We start from the raw sequence: 15,702 nt of genomic DNA on the forward strand, positions 1-15,702 counted from the left end.
TTCCGGTCGGCGCGGGCCGGCTACTGGTGGAGCGGCTGTTCGGACATCGTACGCCGGAGTTCCTCGAGCCGCGAGCGGGAGACGCCGTCCTCGAACTGCTGGAGCAGCGCGAAGACCTCCGCTCGAGAGACCTTCACGTCGCCCTCGCGGACGACGTCTTCCGGGCGTTCGCGCAGTTCCCGGAGGGTCCCGACCGCGAGCAGGTAGGGGATCGCCCACGCCGAGAGCCGGTTGCCGTGGTGTTCGGGCACGACCTCGAGGTAGCGCTGGGCGTCGTCGAGGTAGCCTTCGGCGCGGCCTGTCACCCGCTTGATGACGTTCGTGACGCCACCGTGGTGGGCCTCGTCGGTGACCGCCTCGACGTCGACGTCCTCCGCCGCGAGCCACTCGGCGGGGAGGTAGACGTTGTTTTCCTCGTGGTAGTCGTCCTCGACGTCTTTCGCGATGTTGACCAGTTGCAAGAGGAGCGCGAACGATCGGGCGTTCTCCCGCATCTCCGCGGCCCGCTCGTTGGAGGTGCCGCGGGCGACCAGGCCCGTAATCAGGGTGCCGACCGTGCCGGCGGCGTACCAGCAGTACTCTTCGAGTTCCTCGATGGTCTGGAGGCGCAGTCCGCCCTCAGTGGCGTACCGGTCGGTGAACATCGCCATGCCGTCGACGAGTTCGCGGACGGGTTCGCGCATGATTTCTCGGGGCTCCTCCTCGAGCGATTCGAACGTTCGCAGCACCCGCGGCGTCTCGTCGACGACCTCCCAGTCGTCGGTGCGTTCCTCGGGAATCCACGGCTCGACGTCGTCCATGAAGGCCGCGACCGATGCCGACTCGTCCGGATCGAGCAGCCGATCGAACGTCGAGAGCAGTTCGGTCTGGGTCTCCGGCGGGATGTGTCCCGCATCCTCGATCGTATCAGCGATTCGACAGAGGAGGTAGCCGAGACAGATGTGTCTCGCCATCGGCTCCTCGAGCCGATCGATCGTGATCGAAAAGGTCCGCGAAACGCCGTGAACCGCATCATAACACCACTCGAGGTCGGCGTCAGTGGGGGGTTCGGGCTGGCCCGTGGTCATCTACTCGAGTTAGTTTCGTGACCATCCGGGAAAAACACCGCGGTCGCGGCGTGTTCTTCCGATCGGCGGCAATCGCGGTGTGAACGCGGGTCGATCGGTTCCTCGCTGCCCGGCGAGTTCCGACGAAATTCGTATGCCACCGCAGGCGTAACCGTGCCTGTGACTCGGACCGTACTCATCGCCGGCGCTCACGGACAGGTCGGACAGCATATCACGGAACTACTCGGCGAGAGCGAGCACACCGCTCGAGCGATGGTCCGCGACGACTCCCAGACCGACGAAATGGCGGACCTGGGCGGCGAGCCGGTCGTCGCGGACCTGACCGGCGATGTCGATCACGCGGCCGAGGGCTGCGACGCGATACTCTTCGCGGCCGGCTCCGGCGGCGAGGACGTCTACGGTGTCGACCGCGACGGGGCGATCAACCTGATCGACGCGGCGGGCGACGCCGGCGTCGACCGGTTCGTCATGCTCAGTTCGATGGGTGCCGACGATCCCGCGGCCGGTCCCGACGCGCTCGAGGACTACCTGACCGCGAAAGCGGAGGCCGACGAGTACCTCCGGCAGAGCGGGCTCGACCACACGATCGTCCGGCCGGGGGAGCTGACCAACGACTCCGGAGTCGGGACGATCGAAATCGGGGAGGACATCGGGCTCGACGCCGGGGACATCCCCCGCGAGGACGTTGCCCGAACCCTCGTGGCCACGCTCGACTACGACGCTCTCATCGGGGAGACCTTCGAGATTCTCTCGGGCGACGAGCCGATCGGCGAGGCCCTCGAGTGGTTCTGCTCGCAGTAATCGAGTTCTCCGCGCACCGCATCGGCCGCCGCCGTGGTCGTCACAGTACCGTTCGGATAATGCGTGACTCCGCCTTCTGGAGGTGCTCCGCCGCGGTACTTCGCGCACATTCCAGTTCCGCCGCCACGTCCTCGATCGTCGCCTCGCGCGGGGTTTCGTAGTAGCCCGTCGCCAGCGCGGTGGTGATCGCTTCGCGCTGGCGCGACGTAAGCGCAGCATCGACGGTTTCTCGCGCCGTGTCGTACTCCCCGACGCGTTCGACCGCGACGTCGATTCCGTCAGGCACGGTCGCCAGTGCAGTCCGGAGCGCGTCGGCCTCGCCGACCACCTCGAAGCGGATCCCACCGTCGTCCTCGTAGGTCAACGGTGGGAGGACGACCAGCCCATCACGCGTAAACGCCTCGTACAGGGCTCGTTCGACCGCGGTCGTCCGCCCCTGCGTATAACAGTAGAACCGTTGCTCATCGATTCGCGTGATGGCGAACGACTCGATTTCGGCGGTCGACTCGAGCGCGTCCGCGAGCGCTTCGGCGTCGCCGACGACGGAGAACAGGATGGCTGGGACGTCGATGTCCGCGATGTTCCAGTGGACCATCCGGACGCGATCGACGAACCCCCGCTCCGTCATGACCGTGTGCACAGGATGGATTTCGCGGTCCGTCGGCCGGACGGTCAGTCGGAGATACCGCATAGCTCGGGGTTCGGACGGCGCTACTATAAATGTCCGAATATGTCTCGCAGAACCAAACTCCTGGATCGGGCCGAACCACTGCGCATGACGCTCCTCCCCGAGGCGGTTGCTCGGACGCTGTTCGGTAACTCGCCGACGCTCCTCGAGCAGACTGTCGCTGCGATCGCTGCCGCCGTACTCGTCGCAGCGGTTCCATTGACGTGTGCCGCGATCGTTATCTGGGCAAAGCGCAAAGTAACGGCTGCGTTCACCGACCGGATCGCCCCGAACCGACTCGGGCCCGGCGGAACGCTAATCATCGTCGCCGATGCAGTCCGCCTGCTCAGTAAGGAATTGATCGTTCCGGACGAAGCCGACCGGCCGGCGTACGATCTCGGCCCGGTCCTCGTCGTCTTCTCGGCCATCGTCGGGTTCGCAGTCGTTCCGATGGGGTCGATCGCCGGCGTCACCGTTCAGTTGGCCGACCCCGAGGTCGGGCTGGCGTACGTCTTCGCGGTCGCGTCGCTCGCCACGCTCGGACTGACGATGTGCGGCTACGCGTCGGCGAACAAGTACTCGCTGCTCGGCGGACTGCGTGCGGTCGCACAGAACATCGCCTACGAGATTCCGCTGATCGTCACCGGGCTGTCGGTCGTGATCTTCGCCGGCACCTTACGGATGGGCGAAATCGTCGCTGCCCAGCAAGCGACGCTCTTCGAACTCGGCGAGCTGTCGATCCCGTCGTGGTACGCGATCGTCAACCCCTTCGCCTTCGCCCTGTTTCTGACGGCGAACCTCGCGGAAGTCGGCCGCAACCCCTTCGACGTGCCCGAAGCACCGACCGAACTCGTCGCCGGCTACCAGACCGAGTACTCCTCGGTCTACTTCGTGCTCGTCTACATGGGCGAGTTCGTCCACGTCTTTCTGGGCGGTGCGATCGTCGCCACGGTCTTCCTCGGTGGGCCAGCCGGCCCGGTCCTTCCCGGATTCGTCTGGTTCCTCGCCAAGATCTGGGCCGTGTTCCTGTTCACGCAGTGGGCGCGCTCCGCGCTGCCCCGAGTCCGGATCGACCAACTGATCGAGATCGGCTGGAAGGGGCTGCTCGTGTGCTCGATCGCTAATCTGCTCATCACCGCGGTCATCGTCGGTCTGCTGGCCGCGTGAGTCGCCCGAAATCGGGACTCGGCGTCGCCTCGAGGCCGCTGCCGAAGAGCGAACTATAAAGGCGCGAGGTCACGCATTCCGGGTATGGACTTCGCACTCTCGGCCGAACAGCAACAGATTCGGGACATGGTCTCGGAGTTCGTCGACGAGGAGGTCGTCCCCGTCGCCGACGAGATCGACCACGAGGACGAGTTCCCCGCCGACCTCGTCGGCGAGATGGCCGACCTCGGGCTGATGGGAATGCCGTTCCCCGAGGAGTACGGCGGTGCCGGACTGGACTACCACTCCTACGCGATCGGGCTCGAGGAGATCGCTCGCGGCTCGGGCGGGCTGGGGACGATCGTCGCCGCCCACACCTCGCTTGCCGGGAACATGCTCTACGAGTTCGGCGACGAGTCCCAGAAGGAGGAGTACCTGACGCCGCTGGCAGAGGGTCGGGACATCGGCGCGTTCGCGCTCTCGGAAGCCGGCGCGGGCAGCGACGTGCCGGCGATGGATACCGTCGCGGAGAAGGACGGCGACGAGTACGTGATCGACGGCGGCAAGCTCTGGATCTCCAACGGCTCCGTCGCCGACACGGTCACGCTCTTCGCCAAAACCGACCCCGAGGCCGGCAACAAGGGCATCTCCTCCTTTATCGTCCGGCCCGAGGAGGACGACGGCTTCATCGTCGAGGGCACGGAGGAGAAACTCGGCGACAAGGGCTGTCCGACCGCCGAACTCCGGTTCGACGACCTTCGGATCCCGGAATCGCGCCGGCTCGGCGAGGAGGGCAAGGGCTTCGTCCACGCGCTGAAAACGCTCAACGGCGGCCGAATCACGATCGCCGCCCGCGGCGTCGGCATCGCCCGCGCAGCCTTCGAGGAGGCCCGCGACTACGCCAACGAGCGCGAGCAGTTCGGCCAGCCCATCGGCGAGTTCCAGTCGATCAAGCACAAGCTCGCGGACATGGACACGAAGATTCAGGCCGCCAAGATGCTCATGCACAAGGCCGCGGACAAGAAGATCCGCGGTGAGGACTACATCAAGGACGCCTCGCAGGCCAAGCTCTACGCCTCCGAGGTCAGCCGCGAGGTCGCCAACGAGGGCATCCAGATCCACGGCGGCTACGGCTACACCAAGGACTTCGCCGCCCAGCGGTTCTACCGCGACGCCAAACTCAACGAGATCTACGAGGGCACCAGCGAAGTGCTGCGGAACACGATCGGCGACCAACTGCTCGAGGAGTAGTCGCTCGGTCACGATTCACAGCCGCCGGCCGTCGCGGCTATCGCGGCTCTCGTTTGTTCCACCGTATCGATTACAGTACGTTTACAGTAATCCAGCGTCCAGTGGGCGCATGGACCGAACGGAGTTGTTCCTCGCGATCATCGCGTACACGCTGATCGTGATGACGTTCACGATCGATGGCGCATACGTCGACTTCGCGATGGTCCCGCTTTTCGGACTGCTGTTCGCCATTCCACTGTACGTGGTCGTCCGCCTCATCAGAGACCCGTCCCTCGAGTGACCGATGCGGTGATCCCGGCCTACTCGTCGGTATCGTCGCCGTCCTCGAGACAGTCCCGAACCCACGCGTAGTGATCCTGTACTCGCCGTGTGCCACCGTCGGTCAGCGCGTAGACGTCGTGTAGCCCCTCCGTCCGTTTCTCGACGAAGCCCGCGTCGACCAGCGCCGACAGCGAGCCGTAGAACGATTTCGGCTCGAGCCGGTCGTCGTAGTGGGACTCGAGGCGGGATTTCACTTGCTGGCCGCGCAGTTCGCCGTCCTCGGCCGCGGCGAGCAGGAAACAGATGTCTCGGCGGCGGCCGCTCCGGAGCCACTTGCTCATGGCGCAGTGTCGGGGTGGCGGCCGCTCGAGCGTTACGGTTTCCGTGTTCGCGGACCGCGCCCACGCACACTCACTTGCGCTCGAGCCAGTGACGGACGGTCGCGACGAGCGTCCAGACGAGGCCGCCGAGGGCGGCCACGCCGAGCAGGGCGCGGTCACCGATCTCGAGGAACGCGGTGCCGCCGGGTCGGCGGTCGTGGCGGAAGAGCAGCCAGCCGCGGTCGGGATCGCCGAGAACGACGTCGCCGGAGCCGAAGGCGAGCGAGAGAAACACCGCGAGAAGCGCGTACGCCGCGACTGCGGCGAGGGTAGCGACACTTCCCCGCAGGAATCGCGAGAGGAGCGGCGTCCCCGGCAGGCGGCTCACGGCCCGTTCGTCCGCGCCGTAGATGCCGAATCCGCGAACGCCGCTAGGCGGGTCGCCCACGCGAACGTCGGCGGGGTACTGACAGAGGACGCCGGCCATCCAGAGGTCGCCGATCGAACCGGCCGCGTTCGCCGCCAGCGGGACGATCAGCAACGGCGTGGGGACGACGACCATCGCGGCGAGTCCGACGGCCGTGATCACCGCAAACGGCGCGAGCAGGGCGACGAGCAACTGATTCCGGGTGTAGCTCTCCCCGCTCGTCTCGGCGTAGGCGTACGGCAACACGAAGTAGGAAAGACCGATGCCGTAGCTCGGGGAGTCACCGTACCGGGCCATGAACACGCCGTGGAGGAGTTCGTGGGGGACGACCACGCAGACGAGCAGCCCGAGTGAGACGACCAGCCCGCCGAGCACCGTCGGCGGCGAGGACGGCGCGATCGCGATCGGCTCGAGCGCGGTACCCCGGATCCGTGCGAGAACGTGGCCGAACGCGTAGGCGAAGCCGAAGAATCCCACCGCGGAGACGACGAGCCACTGTATCGCGACCGATCGCGTGAGTCGAAACGTCGCGAGCGGGCGACGGGTCTGGACGGAGTCCGAACGGCTCACGGAGCGAGACTCGAAGGCCATCGAAAAATCGGTGTCGATGTTCGGACCGCGAGTCCCGACCGGAACCGACAGTTTCCCGGTGATCGGTCGAGGAAGTCCGATCATGACCGACGACCGGACGGCCGAAGCCGACGGTATCACGGCCACCTACGACGAGACCGAGACGGAGCGCGTCCTCGCGTTCGAGCGGGCGGCCGGCGGAACGGCCGCGATCGCCCAGAACCGCGAGGGGTACGCGATGCTGAAAGTGCGGCCGACGGCCGAGGGCGACGAACTCGAGCGCTACTACGGGTTCGATATGGCGCTCGATCACGTCGGCGAACTGCTCGGCGTCTCGCCACACGACCTCCCGATCCCGGAGGCGGCCGAGGACATGGGGATGTGACTCAGACGACGAACGCCGCGAGGATTAACAGCCCGAAGTACAGCAACACGAGCACGCCGAGGGCGTACAGCCGGAAGCGCCGCATCGCCGTGTGTTCCTCGCGAGCCGCCCGCTCGACGGCCGCCCGCTCGCGATCGGAGAGGCGATCGGGGTGCTCGAGGCCGCGGTGAAGCCGCTCGTATCGCTCCCGTCGGAACGGCCGGTCGCAGTACGGACAGCGGGCGGGCGGCTCGCCGTCGCGATCGTTCCCCTCGAACTCGCCGTCGATGGCGGTCGCTACGGCAGGGGTGTCGACCGCGGGGGCGCGACCGCGCGATTCGCCGGACACGGGACCGGCTACGAGGACCTGCCCCATCCCTCTTCGGTCGTCTCTCGAGGACTGTGTCGGCGGCCGACAGACGCCCGGAAACTCGCCGCCGCTGATGGGAAAAAGCGGGAGCCCTAAATACGCGGAGTCGAAGGTTGTAGACGAGAATAGCCGTGGCAAGAGAGTCGTTTCCCCGCCCGATCGGCACGCGACGCCGCTTCTCCGCACTGCTCGCAGCGACCGCTCTGGGCGTCTACCTGCTCCTGATCGTCGGCGCGACGACTTCGCTGACGAACGCGGCCGCGTCGTGTTCGACGTGGCCGACCTGTCACGCGCCCGTCGACCCGCTGAGTCAGACCGAACTCGCGATCGCGTGGGCCCACCGGCTCACGGCGGTCGTCGTCGGCCTGCTCGTCGCCGCGACCGCCGTCGCCGCGGTCCTCGGCGACACCTCGAGTCGCATCCGGACGACGCTCGTCGTCGCCGCCGCGCTCTACGTCGTCCAGATCGGCGTCGGTGCCGTCACCGCGACGATCGGCCCCGCGGCGATCCTCCCCGGGCTCCACCTCGGGCTCGGACTCGTGATCTTCTCGGGGATCGTCCTCGCGCTCGCGTGGGACCTCGAGCTCGCGACCGGCAGCGAGGACGAGGACGGCATCGACTCGCCCGAACCGCTCGCGGACCTCGAGGAATCGGTGCCGACCGCCTCGGAACGCACGCTCCCCTCGAGTCGCCTCGCTCGCGCTCGGCTCACCGCCTTCGCGTACTTCCAGATGATGAAACCGCGGCTGATGTGGCTGCTCTGTCTCGTCGCCGCCGCGGGGATGGCACTGGCCGCCGGCCCCGGCCTCGAGATTCCCACGATCATCGCGACGCTCGGCGGCGGCGTCCTCGCGATCGGCGCCTCGGGGACCTTCAACCACGTCCTCGAGCGCGACGTCGACCAGAAGATGTCCCGCACGGCAGACCGGCCGCTGGCGGTCGATCTGATCCCGGTTCGCAACGCCTTGCTGTTCGGCGCCGGACTGACCGTCGCGTCGCTGGCCGCGTTCCTGACGATCAACCGGCTGGCCGCGGCGCTCGGACTGGCCGCGATCATCTTCTACAGCGTGGTCTACACGCTCCTGCTCAAGCCGAACACGGTTCAGAACACGGTCATCGGCGGTGCTGCGGGCGCGCTGCCCGCGCTCATCGGCTGGGCCGCCGTGACGAACGAGATCGGCTGGCCGGGCCTCGCGCTCGCGGGCGTCATCTTCCTCTGGACGCCGGCGCACTTCTACAACCTCGCGCTGGCCTACAAGAACGACTATGCCCGCGGCGGCTTCCCTATGATGCCGGTCGTCCGCGGCGAGACGGAGACGCGAAAGCAGATCATCTACTACATCGCCGCGACGCTCGTGAGTTCGATCGCGCTGGCGTGGCTGACCGACCTCGGTCCGCTGTACGCGGGGACGGTCGTCGTCTTCGGCGGGCTCTTCCTCTGGGCCGCCGTCCGACTCCACTTCGAGCAGACCGAGACCGCCGCGTTCCGGGCCTTCCACGCCTCGAACGCGTTCCTCGGAGCCGTGCTGGTCGCGATCCTCGTCGACGCGCTCGCGTTTTGAGCCGTTGTCTTGCTCTCGAGAACGAACGGACAGACCTTTCCGACGACCCGATCGGTGAGTCCGGCTCTTCGTAACGCCGCTTCGTACCCGTTGACCGTCGCGTACACCGACCGCACCCCGCGTGCGATCGGGGAGAAACGTGGCAGTCGTTGCTCTCTCGTCCGTGCGGCAGATCCGGAATCGTCCCCTCAGTTCTGATCGTCCCGCGGTCTCGGGGCGATAGCCGAAAAGCGAAGGCAAGGAGTCATCGCCGGTCGCAGGCTTCTCTTAGAGAGTTCCGAACTCGACTCTAGCGTACCGCCGACGAGCACACGATGGCTTCGATAGCCGCCACCGATACGAACAGTAATCTCCGACTCTCGAGGGCGACTCAAGTTAGCCTCTCCGATCGAGCCGAAATGTCTCGCTTACCACAGCAGATGCGGCCAGACGAACGTGAACAGGAACCAGATGGCTCCGGTCAAGATGACGGTCATGATCGCGTTTAGGACGAGCCCCGCTCGGAGCATGTGGCGTTGCTCGACGTAGCCGCTGCCGAACACGATGGCGTTGGGCGGCGTCGCGACCGGGAGCGCGAAGGCGAAGCTCGCGGCGATCGTCCCGGCGACCGAGAGGAACAGCGCGGTCGAGAAGTCGGTCAGCCCGAGCGTCGCCGAGAAGACGCTCCCGAGGCTGATCAGGATGGGAACGATGATACTGGTCGTCGCGGCGTTCGACGTCATCTCGGTGAGGAAGATGACCAGCAACACGACCGCGCCGATGACGAGGACGATGGGCGCGCCGACGAGCCCGCTGAACGCCGTGTTCGCGATCCACTCCGTCGCACCCGTGTCCGCGAGCGCGTTCGCGAGCGAGATACCCCCGCCGAACAGCAACAGCGTCCCCCAGTCGATGTCGACCAGTTCCTCCCACTCCATCGTGTCGGCCAGTACGAGCGCCGGAACCGCGGCGACGCCGACCATCACGTAATAGAGCAGTCCCTGATGGCCCTCGACGCCGAAGACCGTCATCCCCTCGCCGCCGAAGATGGTCGTCATCCAGACGCTCGAGAGGTACGGTTCGAAGAACTCGCCGAGCCCGCCGACCATCCAGAGCCCGGCCGTCGCGGCGAAGATCGCGGCCACGCGCTTGCCGCGGGGATCGAGTTCGCCCTCCGCCGCGAGTTGCTCTCGAGCACTGGCTCGAGCGGCGCCCACGTCGGGGACCTCCGGCGGATACAGCACGTAGGTCAGGATGAACCAGACGAGCGGGAGCGTCACGACGACGATCGGGAAGCCGACGAGGAACCAGTCGGCGAACCCGATCTCGTAGTCCAGAATGGCGTTGAGCTGACCCACGAGGATGGCGTTGGGCGGCGTACCGATGATCGTCCCGACGCCGCCGACGCTGGCGGCGTAGGCGGTCCCGAGGAGCATCGAGATCTGGAGGTTCGTGAACGCGGCCGGCGACTCGGCGATCCCGCCGTCGGCGGCCGGTTCTTCGGACGCCGACGCGTCCTGCGTTTTCGCCTCCGACGACGCGAGGTCATCGCGGTCAAGGACTTGCGTGAGGACCCCGACCGCGATGGGCGTCATCATCGCGGCCGTTGCGGTGTTCGAGACCCACATCGACAACACGGCGGTCACGACCATGATCGCGAGGATCAACCGCCGCGGCGAACTGCCCATCTTGGCGATGGAGTACAGCGCGATCCGCCGGTCGATATCGTACTTTTGGATCGCGTTCGCGAGCATGAACCCGGCCAGGAACAGGAAGATGATGTGATCCGCGAACCCGACGAGCGCGGCGTCCATCGAGTCGTAGACGCCGGTGCCGGTCAGCAACACGGGAATCGTTAGTGCGGTGACCGCCAGCGGAAGCGCACCGGTTACCCAGAGGATGCCTGCGAAGAACATCGTCGCAATGGCGTACTGGCCCGTCACCGAGAGCCCGGCCGGGGACGGGGCGGCTGCGATCGCAACCATCCCGATTCCCGCAAGGAGGAATTGTACTAATCGCTTGTTTGACCCGCCCAAGAGCCGATGTATCATTGATACAGCCATAAATAATCATTATTGTTATTAAACCTTTTCATCCGCGAGCGTGAGATCACCACCCACGCTGTTCACGCGTCGAGATGCGAGGTCTACAACTCGCCTCGCGGACGCGACGGGGAATCTGCGGTGGTCACAGCGACGGTCCTCACTCCGACTAAAAATGGTCGACGATCGCCCGCACCTGTTCGTCGGCGAGTTCCACGCTGTAGAGCTCCAAGAGCGTCTCCCGGCGCGCTCGAGAGAGGGACCGGTTCCCGCTCTCGAGCATCGAGATGTGGGCCTGCATGAGCTCGTCGACTTCCCGTTCGACCGCCCGCTGGTCGTACCCGGCGGCGACTCGGAGCAGTCGCCACGCGCGCGGCGAGATGGCATCGGGATCGGGATCGGGAACGTCGGACGCATCCATGAGAGTCGGTACGAGTGAAATGAGAGGCATCGTTGAAATGTGCTTCGTCAGGAATCGGCGTCATACGCCGCCGCTTGCCCCGAATGAGTTCGCCGCACTCGTCCCCTATCGTCGAATACTGGCCGTTACTCCTCAAAAGAGCCGTTCGCGCAGTCGCGATGTCTGATCCCCAGTCAGAGCGTGTAGTCGTACTCGCCGTTTTCGGTCGCGAGGAAGGCCTCGAGCAGATCGATCGTCGCAGCGATGTCGTCGACGTGGGCGGTCTCGGTCACGGTGTGGAGGTATCGGGTCGGGACCGAGATCGCGCCGACGGGTTTCGCGCCGGCGGTGTGCTGGAAGCCGGCGGTGTCGGTGCCACCCGACGGGAGTATCTCGAGTTGGTGGTCGATCTCCTCGTCCTCGGCGAGCGACTGGAGTCGGCCGTGGAGTTTCGGGTTGGTGATGACGCTCGAGTCCTTGAGCTTGATGGCGGTGCCGTCGCCGAGTTCGGTGACGTGCGAGCCGGCGTCGAAGCCGGGGATGTCGTTGGCGACGGTGACGTCCAGTGCGAGCGCGAGGTCGGGGTCGATATCGACGCCGAGGGCGCGAGCGCCGCGGAGTCCGACCTCCTCTTGGACGGTCGCACAGAAGTGGATCGTCACGTCGGGATCGGTCAGCCGGCGGGCCGCCTCGAGCATGGCGAACAGACAGACACGGTCGTCCAGCGCTTTGCCGGTGATCGTCTCGCCGACGCGCTCGGTGGTCTGGTCCATCGTGACGAGGTCGCCGGGCGAGACGCGCTCGGTTAGCTCCTCGTAGGGTAGACCGGGGTCGACGACGACGTCCTCGACCTCGGGGGTCTTCTCCCGCTCGCTCTCGTCTAACGTGTGCGGCGGTGGCGAGCCGATAACGGCCGGAACGTCCTCGTCTTCGGCGTGAATCGTCACGCGCTGGGCCTTGAGCACGCGAGCGTCCCAGCCGCCGAGCGCGTCGAGTTCGACGAAGCCGTAGCCGTCGTCGTCACCGCGGACGTGGCGCACCATGAAGCCGATCTCGTCCATGTGCGCCGCGACGGCCACCGAGTAGTCGCTCTCGCCCTCGAGGGTCCCGACGACGTTGCCCATCGCGTCGGTGCGCACGCGGTCGACCGAGTCCTCGAACTCCCGGACGACGAGTTCGCGGACGCGATCCTCGTAGCCGGGGACGCCACTCGTCTCCGTCAACTCCGTCAGGAGCGACAGATCGAACGGAACGGTTGTCATGCCCGTACGTGCGGCGCGATGTGATATAAGGTCGTGGAAACGGGCGGGGCGCTGCCGTGAGTTGGGCCGCGAGCGCCGTTCCGGCCGGCGGAGAGTCCGAATGCGATGAGTGTCCGCGGTCGTAACCGCGGAGTATTAACGGATCCGTCCACTACTCGTGTGTATATGAGTGACGTACGTGTTGCGGGCACAGGGCTGACGCCGTTCGGCAACAGTCCCGAGCGGACCGGGCGGGATCTCTTCGCCGAAGCGAGCATCGCGGCCTTCGAAGAGAGCGGGGTTCCCCGGGACGACGTCGAGGCCGTCCTCTACGGCAACTTCATGGGCGAACTCTCCGAACATCAGGGCCATCAGGGGCCGCTGATGGCCGAAGCGGCGGGCGTGCGGGCGCCGGCGACCCGCTACGAGTCCGCGTGCGCCTCGAGCGGCGTCGCGGTCCGCGAGGCGGTCAAACGGATCCGCAACGGCGAGAACGACGTGTTGCTGGTCGGCGGCGCGGAACGCATGACCAACCTCGGCACCGCGGGCGCGACCGAGGCGCTCGCCATCGCCGCGGACGACCTCTGGGAGGTGCGGGCCGGGGTGACCTTCCCCGGCGCGTACGCGCTGATGGCACAGGCCTACTTCGACGAGTTCGGCGGCGAACACGAGGATCTGGCCCACATCGCGGTGAAGAACCACGAGAACGCCCTCACCAACGAGAAGGCCCAGTACCAGCGCGCGATCGAGGTCGCGGACGTCCTCGAGGCCCCGCCGGTCTCCGAACCGCTCGGGCTCTACGACGCCTGCCCGATCTCCGACGGCGCGTCCGCGCTCGTCCTGACGAGCGAGGCCTACGCGGAGGACCACGACCTCGAGGCCCCCGTCGCGATCACGGGGACCGGACAGGGCGGTGACCGGATGGCGCTGCACGACCGCGAGCATCTCGCTCGCTCACCCGCCGCACGCGAGGCCGGCGCGGAGGCCTACGCCGACGCCGGCGTCGACGCCGGCGACGTGGACTTCGCGGAGGTCCACGACTGCTTTACGATCGCCGAAGTGCTCGCGCTCGAGGCGCTCGATCTCGAGCCGATCGGCGAGGGGATCTCGGCGGCCCGGAACGGGCGGACGACCGCGGACGGCGAGACGCCGATCAACCTCTCGGGCGGGCTGAAGGCCAAGGGCCACCCGGTCGGCGCGACCGGCGCGTCCCAGATCGCCGAGGTCACCGATCTGCTGGCCGGCGAGCATCCGAACAGCGACCACGTCGCGGACGCGACGACCGGCGTCGCCCACAACGCGGGTGGTACCGTCGCGAGTGCGACCGTTCACGTCTTGGAGGTGACGAACTGATGAGCGACTCCGAAAACGAGGTCCACGACGCCGGCTTCGACGACTGGCTCGCGGCCGCCGAGGAGGGGGACGCGTACTACCTCGAGTGTGCGAACGGTCACGGCTCCCTGCCGCCGCGTCGGGTCTGTCCCGACTGTGGCTCGACCGACCTCGCCGAGGCCGACCTGCCCGAAACCGGCGAGATTCAGACGTTTACCGTCACGCACGTCCCGACGCCGGCCTTCGAGGACGACGCTCCGTACGCGACGGCCGTCGTCGACTTCGGCTCCGTTCGACTGACCGGACAGGTCGTCGGGATCGATCCCGAGGCCGTCGAAACCGGGCTCTCGGTCGAACTCGAGATCACGGTTTCGGAGACGACTGGCGAGCGCGTGATCGGACTCCGTCCGGCGTAGCCGCTTTTTTAGGTTCGAACTCGCCGAGTCTGGAAGCGGGTCAAATTTCGGAAGAAGGTCGTCTCGATCGGCTGCTCGACTACTCGTCGCCGCCGAGATCGGCTCGCGGGAGCTCGGCGCTCAGGTACTCGACGAACTTGTCGGGATGCTCGGCGTGGGGCAACTGCGTCGCGTAGTCGATGACGACGAGATCGAGGTCGGCCGCCTCGGCGAGATCCCTGCCCTCCCGGAGCGGGACGAGCTCGGCGTCCCGGCCCCAGATCAGCGTCGTGGGGGTCTCGAGGGCCGCCAGCTCCGTCGCGAGGTCGAAATCGGGGTCGAGGGTGCCTGCGGCGAAGGAGGCGGTCGCGTAGCGTGCGCCGGGCTGGTGGGCGCTGGTCCACGCGTACTGGACCTCGTCGGCGTCGATCCGGTCGGAATCGTAGTAGCCGTCCCGGTCGTAGAAGTACCGGATCGAGGGCTTGCTCGCGAGCAGGTTGTACAGCGTCGTGCCGACGATCGGCGTCCGCATGAGGGTCCGGAGCCACGGCCGCTCGTCGCCGGTCTCGTCTGTCGGACAGATCAACACCAGCCGCTCGAAGTCGGTCTCGTCGGCGGCGTCGACGGCGAAGGTTCCGGACAGCGACGAGGCGACGACGATCGGCTCGTCGGTCACGTCGGCCGCGAAGTCGCGGACGAACTCGGCGTAGAGGGTCGCGGAGTAGACCAACGGCGGCCGCTCGGACCGGCCGAATCCGGGGAGGTCGACCGCGTACACGTGGTAGTCCTCGGCCAGTTGCTCGACGATCGGCTCGAACTCGTGGCTGCTCGAGCCCGCGTAGATCCCGTGCAGGAGGAGCATGTCGGGGTCGTTCGGATCGCCCGCGACGGTGTAACTCGTCTCGATTCCCCGCCAGCGATACGTCCGCTCGACGCCGATCAGCGGGTTCTCGAGGTCGCCCGCGCGTCGCTTGAGGAGACGGTTGCCGAGGACTGCCCCACCGACGGTTCCGAGGGCCGCACCGAGGACTGTTCGGGCTTTCATAACGGGTCGTTGGAGGGCAATGGCCTTAGACTTCAGGTCTCAGTTCAGACCTTGCTGTAATCGGCGAGCGATTTCAGACGGCGCGATCGTGACCACGGCCCCTCCGGATCCACCGGGCCTCGATCGCGTGCAGGACGAGGTACAGCAGCAGGAACACCGCCATGAGTACCGGCCCGAGGGCGTAGCCGACGGCCAGCGTCGTGATCGCCCACCAGATCGGGCGGTCGGTTTCTCGATCTGTCGCATCGACGTAGACGGCGTACGCTCCGACGATCGGCAGGCTGCCGTACAGGAGGTCAATCATACGAGAGAATTGCATCTTTCCGCCATTTAACATTTCGGTAATTGAAATGTACTGTTGAGAATCAACTTCGAGCAAGCGGCGTAACGCTCGAGCGACTAACGGGCCGAAACGGATGGACGAATGAAATAAGTCCGAACGCCGTTCTCCCTGTTTCGTAC

General features: G+C 66.6%; 18 protein-coding genes. 8 read left to right on the forward strand and 10 right to left on the reverse strand.

The window, feature by feature from the left end; genetic code table 11:
- Window positions 1-20: 20 nt before the first annotated feature.
- Window positions 21-1,067, reverse strand: a complete 1,047-nt coding sequence (locus ACT4ML_RS07885) for a phytoene/squalene synthase family protein (RefSeq protein ID WP_444720361.1) — start codon at window positions 1,065-1,067, stop codon at window positions 21-23.
- A gap of 159 nt (window positions 1,068-1,226) precedes the next feature.
- On the opposite strand from ACT4ML_RS07885, the gene ACT4ML_RS07890 reads away from it, so the two are divergent.
- Complete coding sequence (locus ACT4ML_RS07890) at window positions 1,227-1,868, forward strand: SDR family oxidoreductase (protein WP_444720362.1); 642 nt, start codon at window positions 1,227-1,229, stop codon at window positions 1,866-1,868.
- 40 nt (window positions 1,869-1,908) lie between these two features.
- On the opposite strand, the gene ACT4ML_RS07895 is transcribed toward ACT4ML_RS07890, so the two are convergent.
- The gene (locus ACT4ML_RS07895) at window positions 1,909-2,559 is read right to left on the reverse strand and encodes a helix-turn-helix domain-containing protein (RefSeq protein ID WP_444720363.1); all 651 of its coding nucleotides are present in this window, start codon (window positions 2,557-2,559) and stop codon (window positions 1,909-1,911) included.
- A gap of 84 nt (window positions 2,560-2,643) precedes the next feature.
- On the opposite strand from ACT4ML_RS07895, the gene ACT4ML_RS07900 reads away from it, so the two are divergent.
- From ACT4ML_RS07900 to ACT4ML_RS07910, 3 genes are all read left to right on the forward strand, one after another.
- Window positions 2,644-3,702, forward strand: coding sequence for a complex I subunit 1/NuoH family protein (locus tag ACT4ML_RS07900; protein ID WP_444720364.1), 1,059 nt, complete (start codon window positions 2,644-2,646; stop codon window positions 3,700-3,702).
- Between the two features lie 84 nt (window positions 3,703-3,786).
- On the forward strand, window positions 3,787-4,932 hold the full coding sequence (locus ACT4ML_RS07905) for an acyl-CoA dehydrogenase (RefSeq protein WP_444720365.1): 1,146 nt from the start codon (window positions 3,787-3,789) through the stop codon (window positions 4,930-4,932).
- 109 nt (window positions 4,933-5,041) lie between these two features.
- Window positions 5,042-5,212 (forward strand): hypothetical protein, encoded by a 171-nt coding sequence (locus ACT4ML_RS07910; protein WP_444720366.1) that lies wholly within the window; start codon window positions 5,042-5,044, stop codon window positions 5,210-5,212.
- Window positions 5,213-5,231: 19 nt separating this feature from the next.
- Here the strand turns inward: ACT4ML_RS07910 and ACT4ML_RS07915 are convergent, their stop codons facing one another.
- Complete coding sequence (locus ACT4ML_RS07915) at window positions 5,232-5,534, reverse strand: helix-turn-helix transcriptional regulator (protein WP_444720367.1); 303 nt, start codon at window positions 5,532-5,534, stop codon at window positions 5,232-5,234.
- A gap of 70 nt (window positions 5,535-5,604) precedes the next feature.
- Window positions 5,605-6,510, reverse strand: coding sequence for a DUF3267 domain-containing protein (locus ACT4ML_RS07920; protein WP_444720368.1), 906 nt, complete (start codon window positions 6,508-6,510; stop codon window positions 5,605-5,607).
- 103 nt (window positions 6,511-6,613) lie between these two features.
- On the opposite strand from ACT4ML_RS07920, the gene ACT4ML_RS07925 reads away from it, so the two are divergent.
- Window positions 6,614-6,895 carry a DUF7111 family protein gene (locus ACT4ML_RS07925; protein ID WP_444720369.1) on the forward strand — a complete coding sequence of 94 codons (282 nt, stop codon included), beginning with the start codon at window positions 6,614-6,616 and terminating at the stop codon, window positions 6,893-6,895.
- 1 nt (window position 6,896) lies between these two features.
- On the opposite strand, the gene ACT4ML_RS07930 is transcribed toward ACT4ML_RS07925, so the two are convergent.
- Window positions 6,897-7,250 carry a DUF7410 domain-containing protein gene (locus ACT4ML_RS07930; RefSeq protein WP_444720370.1) on the reverse strand — a complete coding sequence of 118 codons (354 nt, stop codon included), beginning with the start codon at window positions 7,248-7,250 and terminating at the stop codon, window positions 6,897-6,899.
- 125 nt (window positions 7,251-7,375) lie between these two features.
- On the opposite strand from ACT4ML_RS07930, the gene ACT4ML_RS07935 reads away from it, so the two are divergent.
- Window positions 7,376-8,806 carry a heme o synthase gene (locus ACT4ML_RS07935; protein WP_444720371.1) on the forward strand — a complete coding sequence of 477 codons (1,431 nt, stop codon included), beginning with the start codon at window positions 7,376-7,378 and terminating at the stop codon, window positions 8,804-8,806.
- Between the two features lie 407 nt (window positions 8,807-9,213).
- On the opposite strand, the gene ACT4ML_RS07940 is transcribed toward ACT4ML_RS07935, so the two are convergent.
- The 3 genes from ACT4ML_RS07940 to ACT4ML_RS07950 form a co-directional block, all read right to left on the reverse strand.
- Window positions 9,214-10,836, reverse strand: a complete 1,623-nt coding sequence (locus ACT4ML_RS07940; protein WP_444720372.1) for an SLC13 family permease — start codon at window positions 10,834-10,836, stop codon at window positions 9,214-9,216.
- Window positions 10,837-10,996: 160 nt separating this feature from the next.
- Window positions 10,997-11,248, reverse strand: a complete 252-nt coding sequence (locus ACT4ML_RS07945) for a hypothetical protein (RefSeq protein WP_444720373.1) — start codon at window positions 11,246-11,248, stop codon at window positions 10,997-10,999.
- Between the two features lie 173 nt (window positions 11,249-11,421).
- Entirely contained in the window at window positions 11,422-12,489 is a 1,068-nt protein-coding gene (locus tag ACT4ML_RS07950; protein ID WP_444720374.1) for a M42 family metallopeptidase, read from the reverse strand.
- Between the two features lie 165 nt (window positions 12,490-12,654).
- Here ACT4ML_RS07950 and ACT4ML_RS07955 point away from each other — a divergent pair, with 165 nt between their 5' ends.
- Complete coding sequence (locus tag ACT4ML_RS07955; RefSeq protein ID WP_444720375.1) at window positions 12,655-13,821, forward strand: thiolase C-terminal domain-containing protein; 1,167 nt, start codon at window positions 12,655-12,657, stop codon at window positions 13,819-13,821.
- The gene (locus tag ACT4ML_RS07960; RefSeq protein ID WP_444720376.1) at window positions 13,821-14,216 is read left to right on the forward strand and encodes a Zn-ribbon domain-containing OB-fold protein; all 396 of its coding nucleotides are present in this window, start codon (window positions 13,821-13,823) and stop codon (window positions 14,214-14,216) included. The genes ACT4ML_RS07955 and ACT4ML_RS07960 overlap by 1 nt, the downstream gene beginning before the upstream one ends.
- A gap of 79 nt (window positions 14,217-14,295) precedes the next feature.
- Here the strand turns inward: ACT4ML_RS07960 and ACT4ML_RS07965 are convergent, their stop codons facing one another.
- Together ACT4ML_RS07965 and ACT4ML_RS07970 are read right to left on the reverse strand one after the other, a co-directional pair.
- Complete coding sequence (locus ACT4ML_RS07965) at window positions 14,296-15,240, reverse strand: alpha/beta fold hydrolase (RefSeq protein WP_444720377.1); 945 nt, start codon at window positions 15,238-15,240, stop codon at window positions 14,296-14,298.
- 73 nt (window positions 15,241-15,313) lie between these two features.
- A complete protein-coding gene (locus ACT4ML_RS07970; protein ID WP_444720378.1) occupies window positions 15,314-15,544 on the reverse strand; it encodes a hypothetical protein in 231 nt (76 codons plus the stop codon).
- Window positions 15,545-15,702 lie beyond the last annotated feature (158 nt).

The sequence above is a fragment of the Natrinema sp. LN54 genome, from assembly GCF_052439245.1.
GTDB lineage: Archaea > Halobacteriota > Halobacteria > Halobacteriales > Natrialbaceae > Natrinema > Natrinema versiforme_A.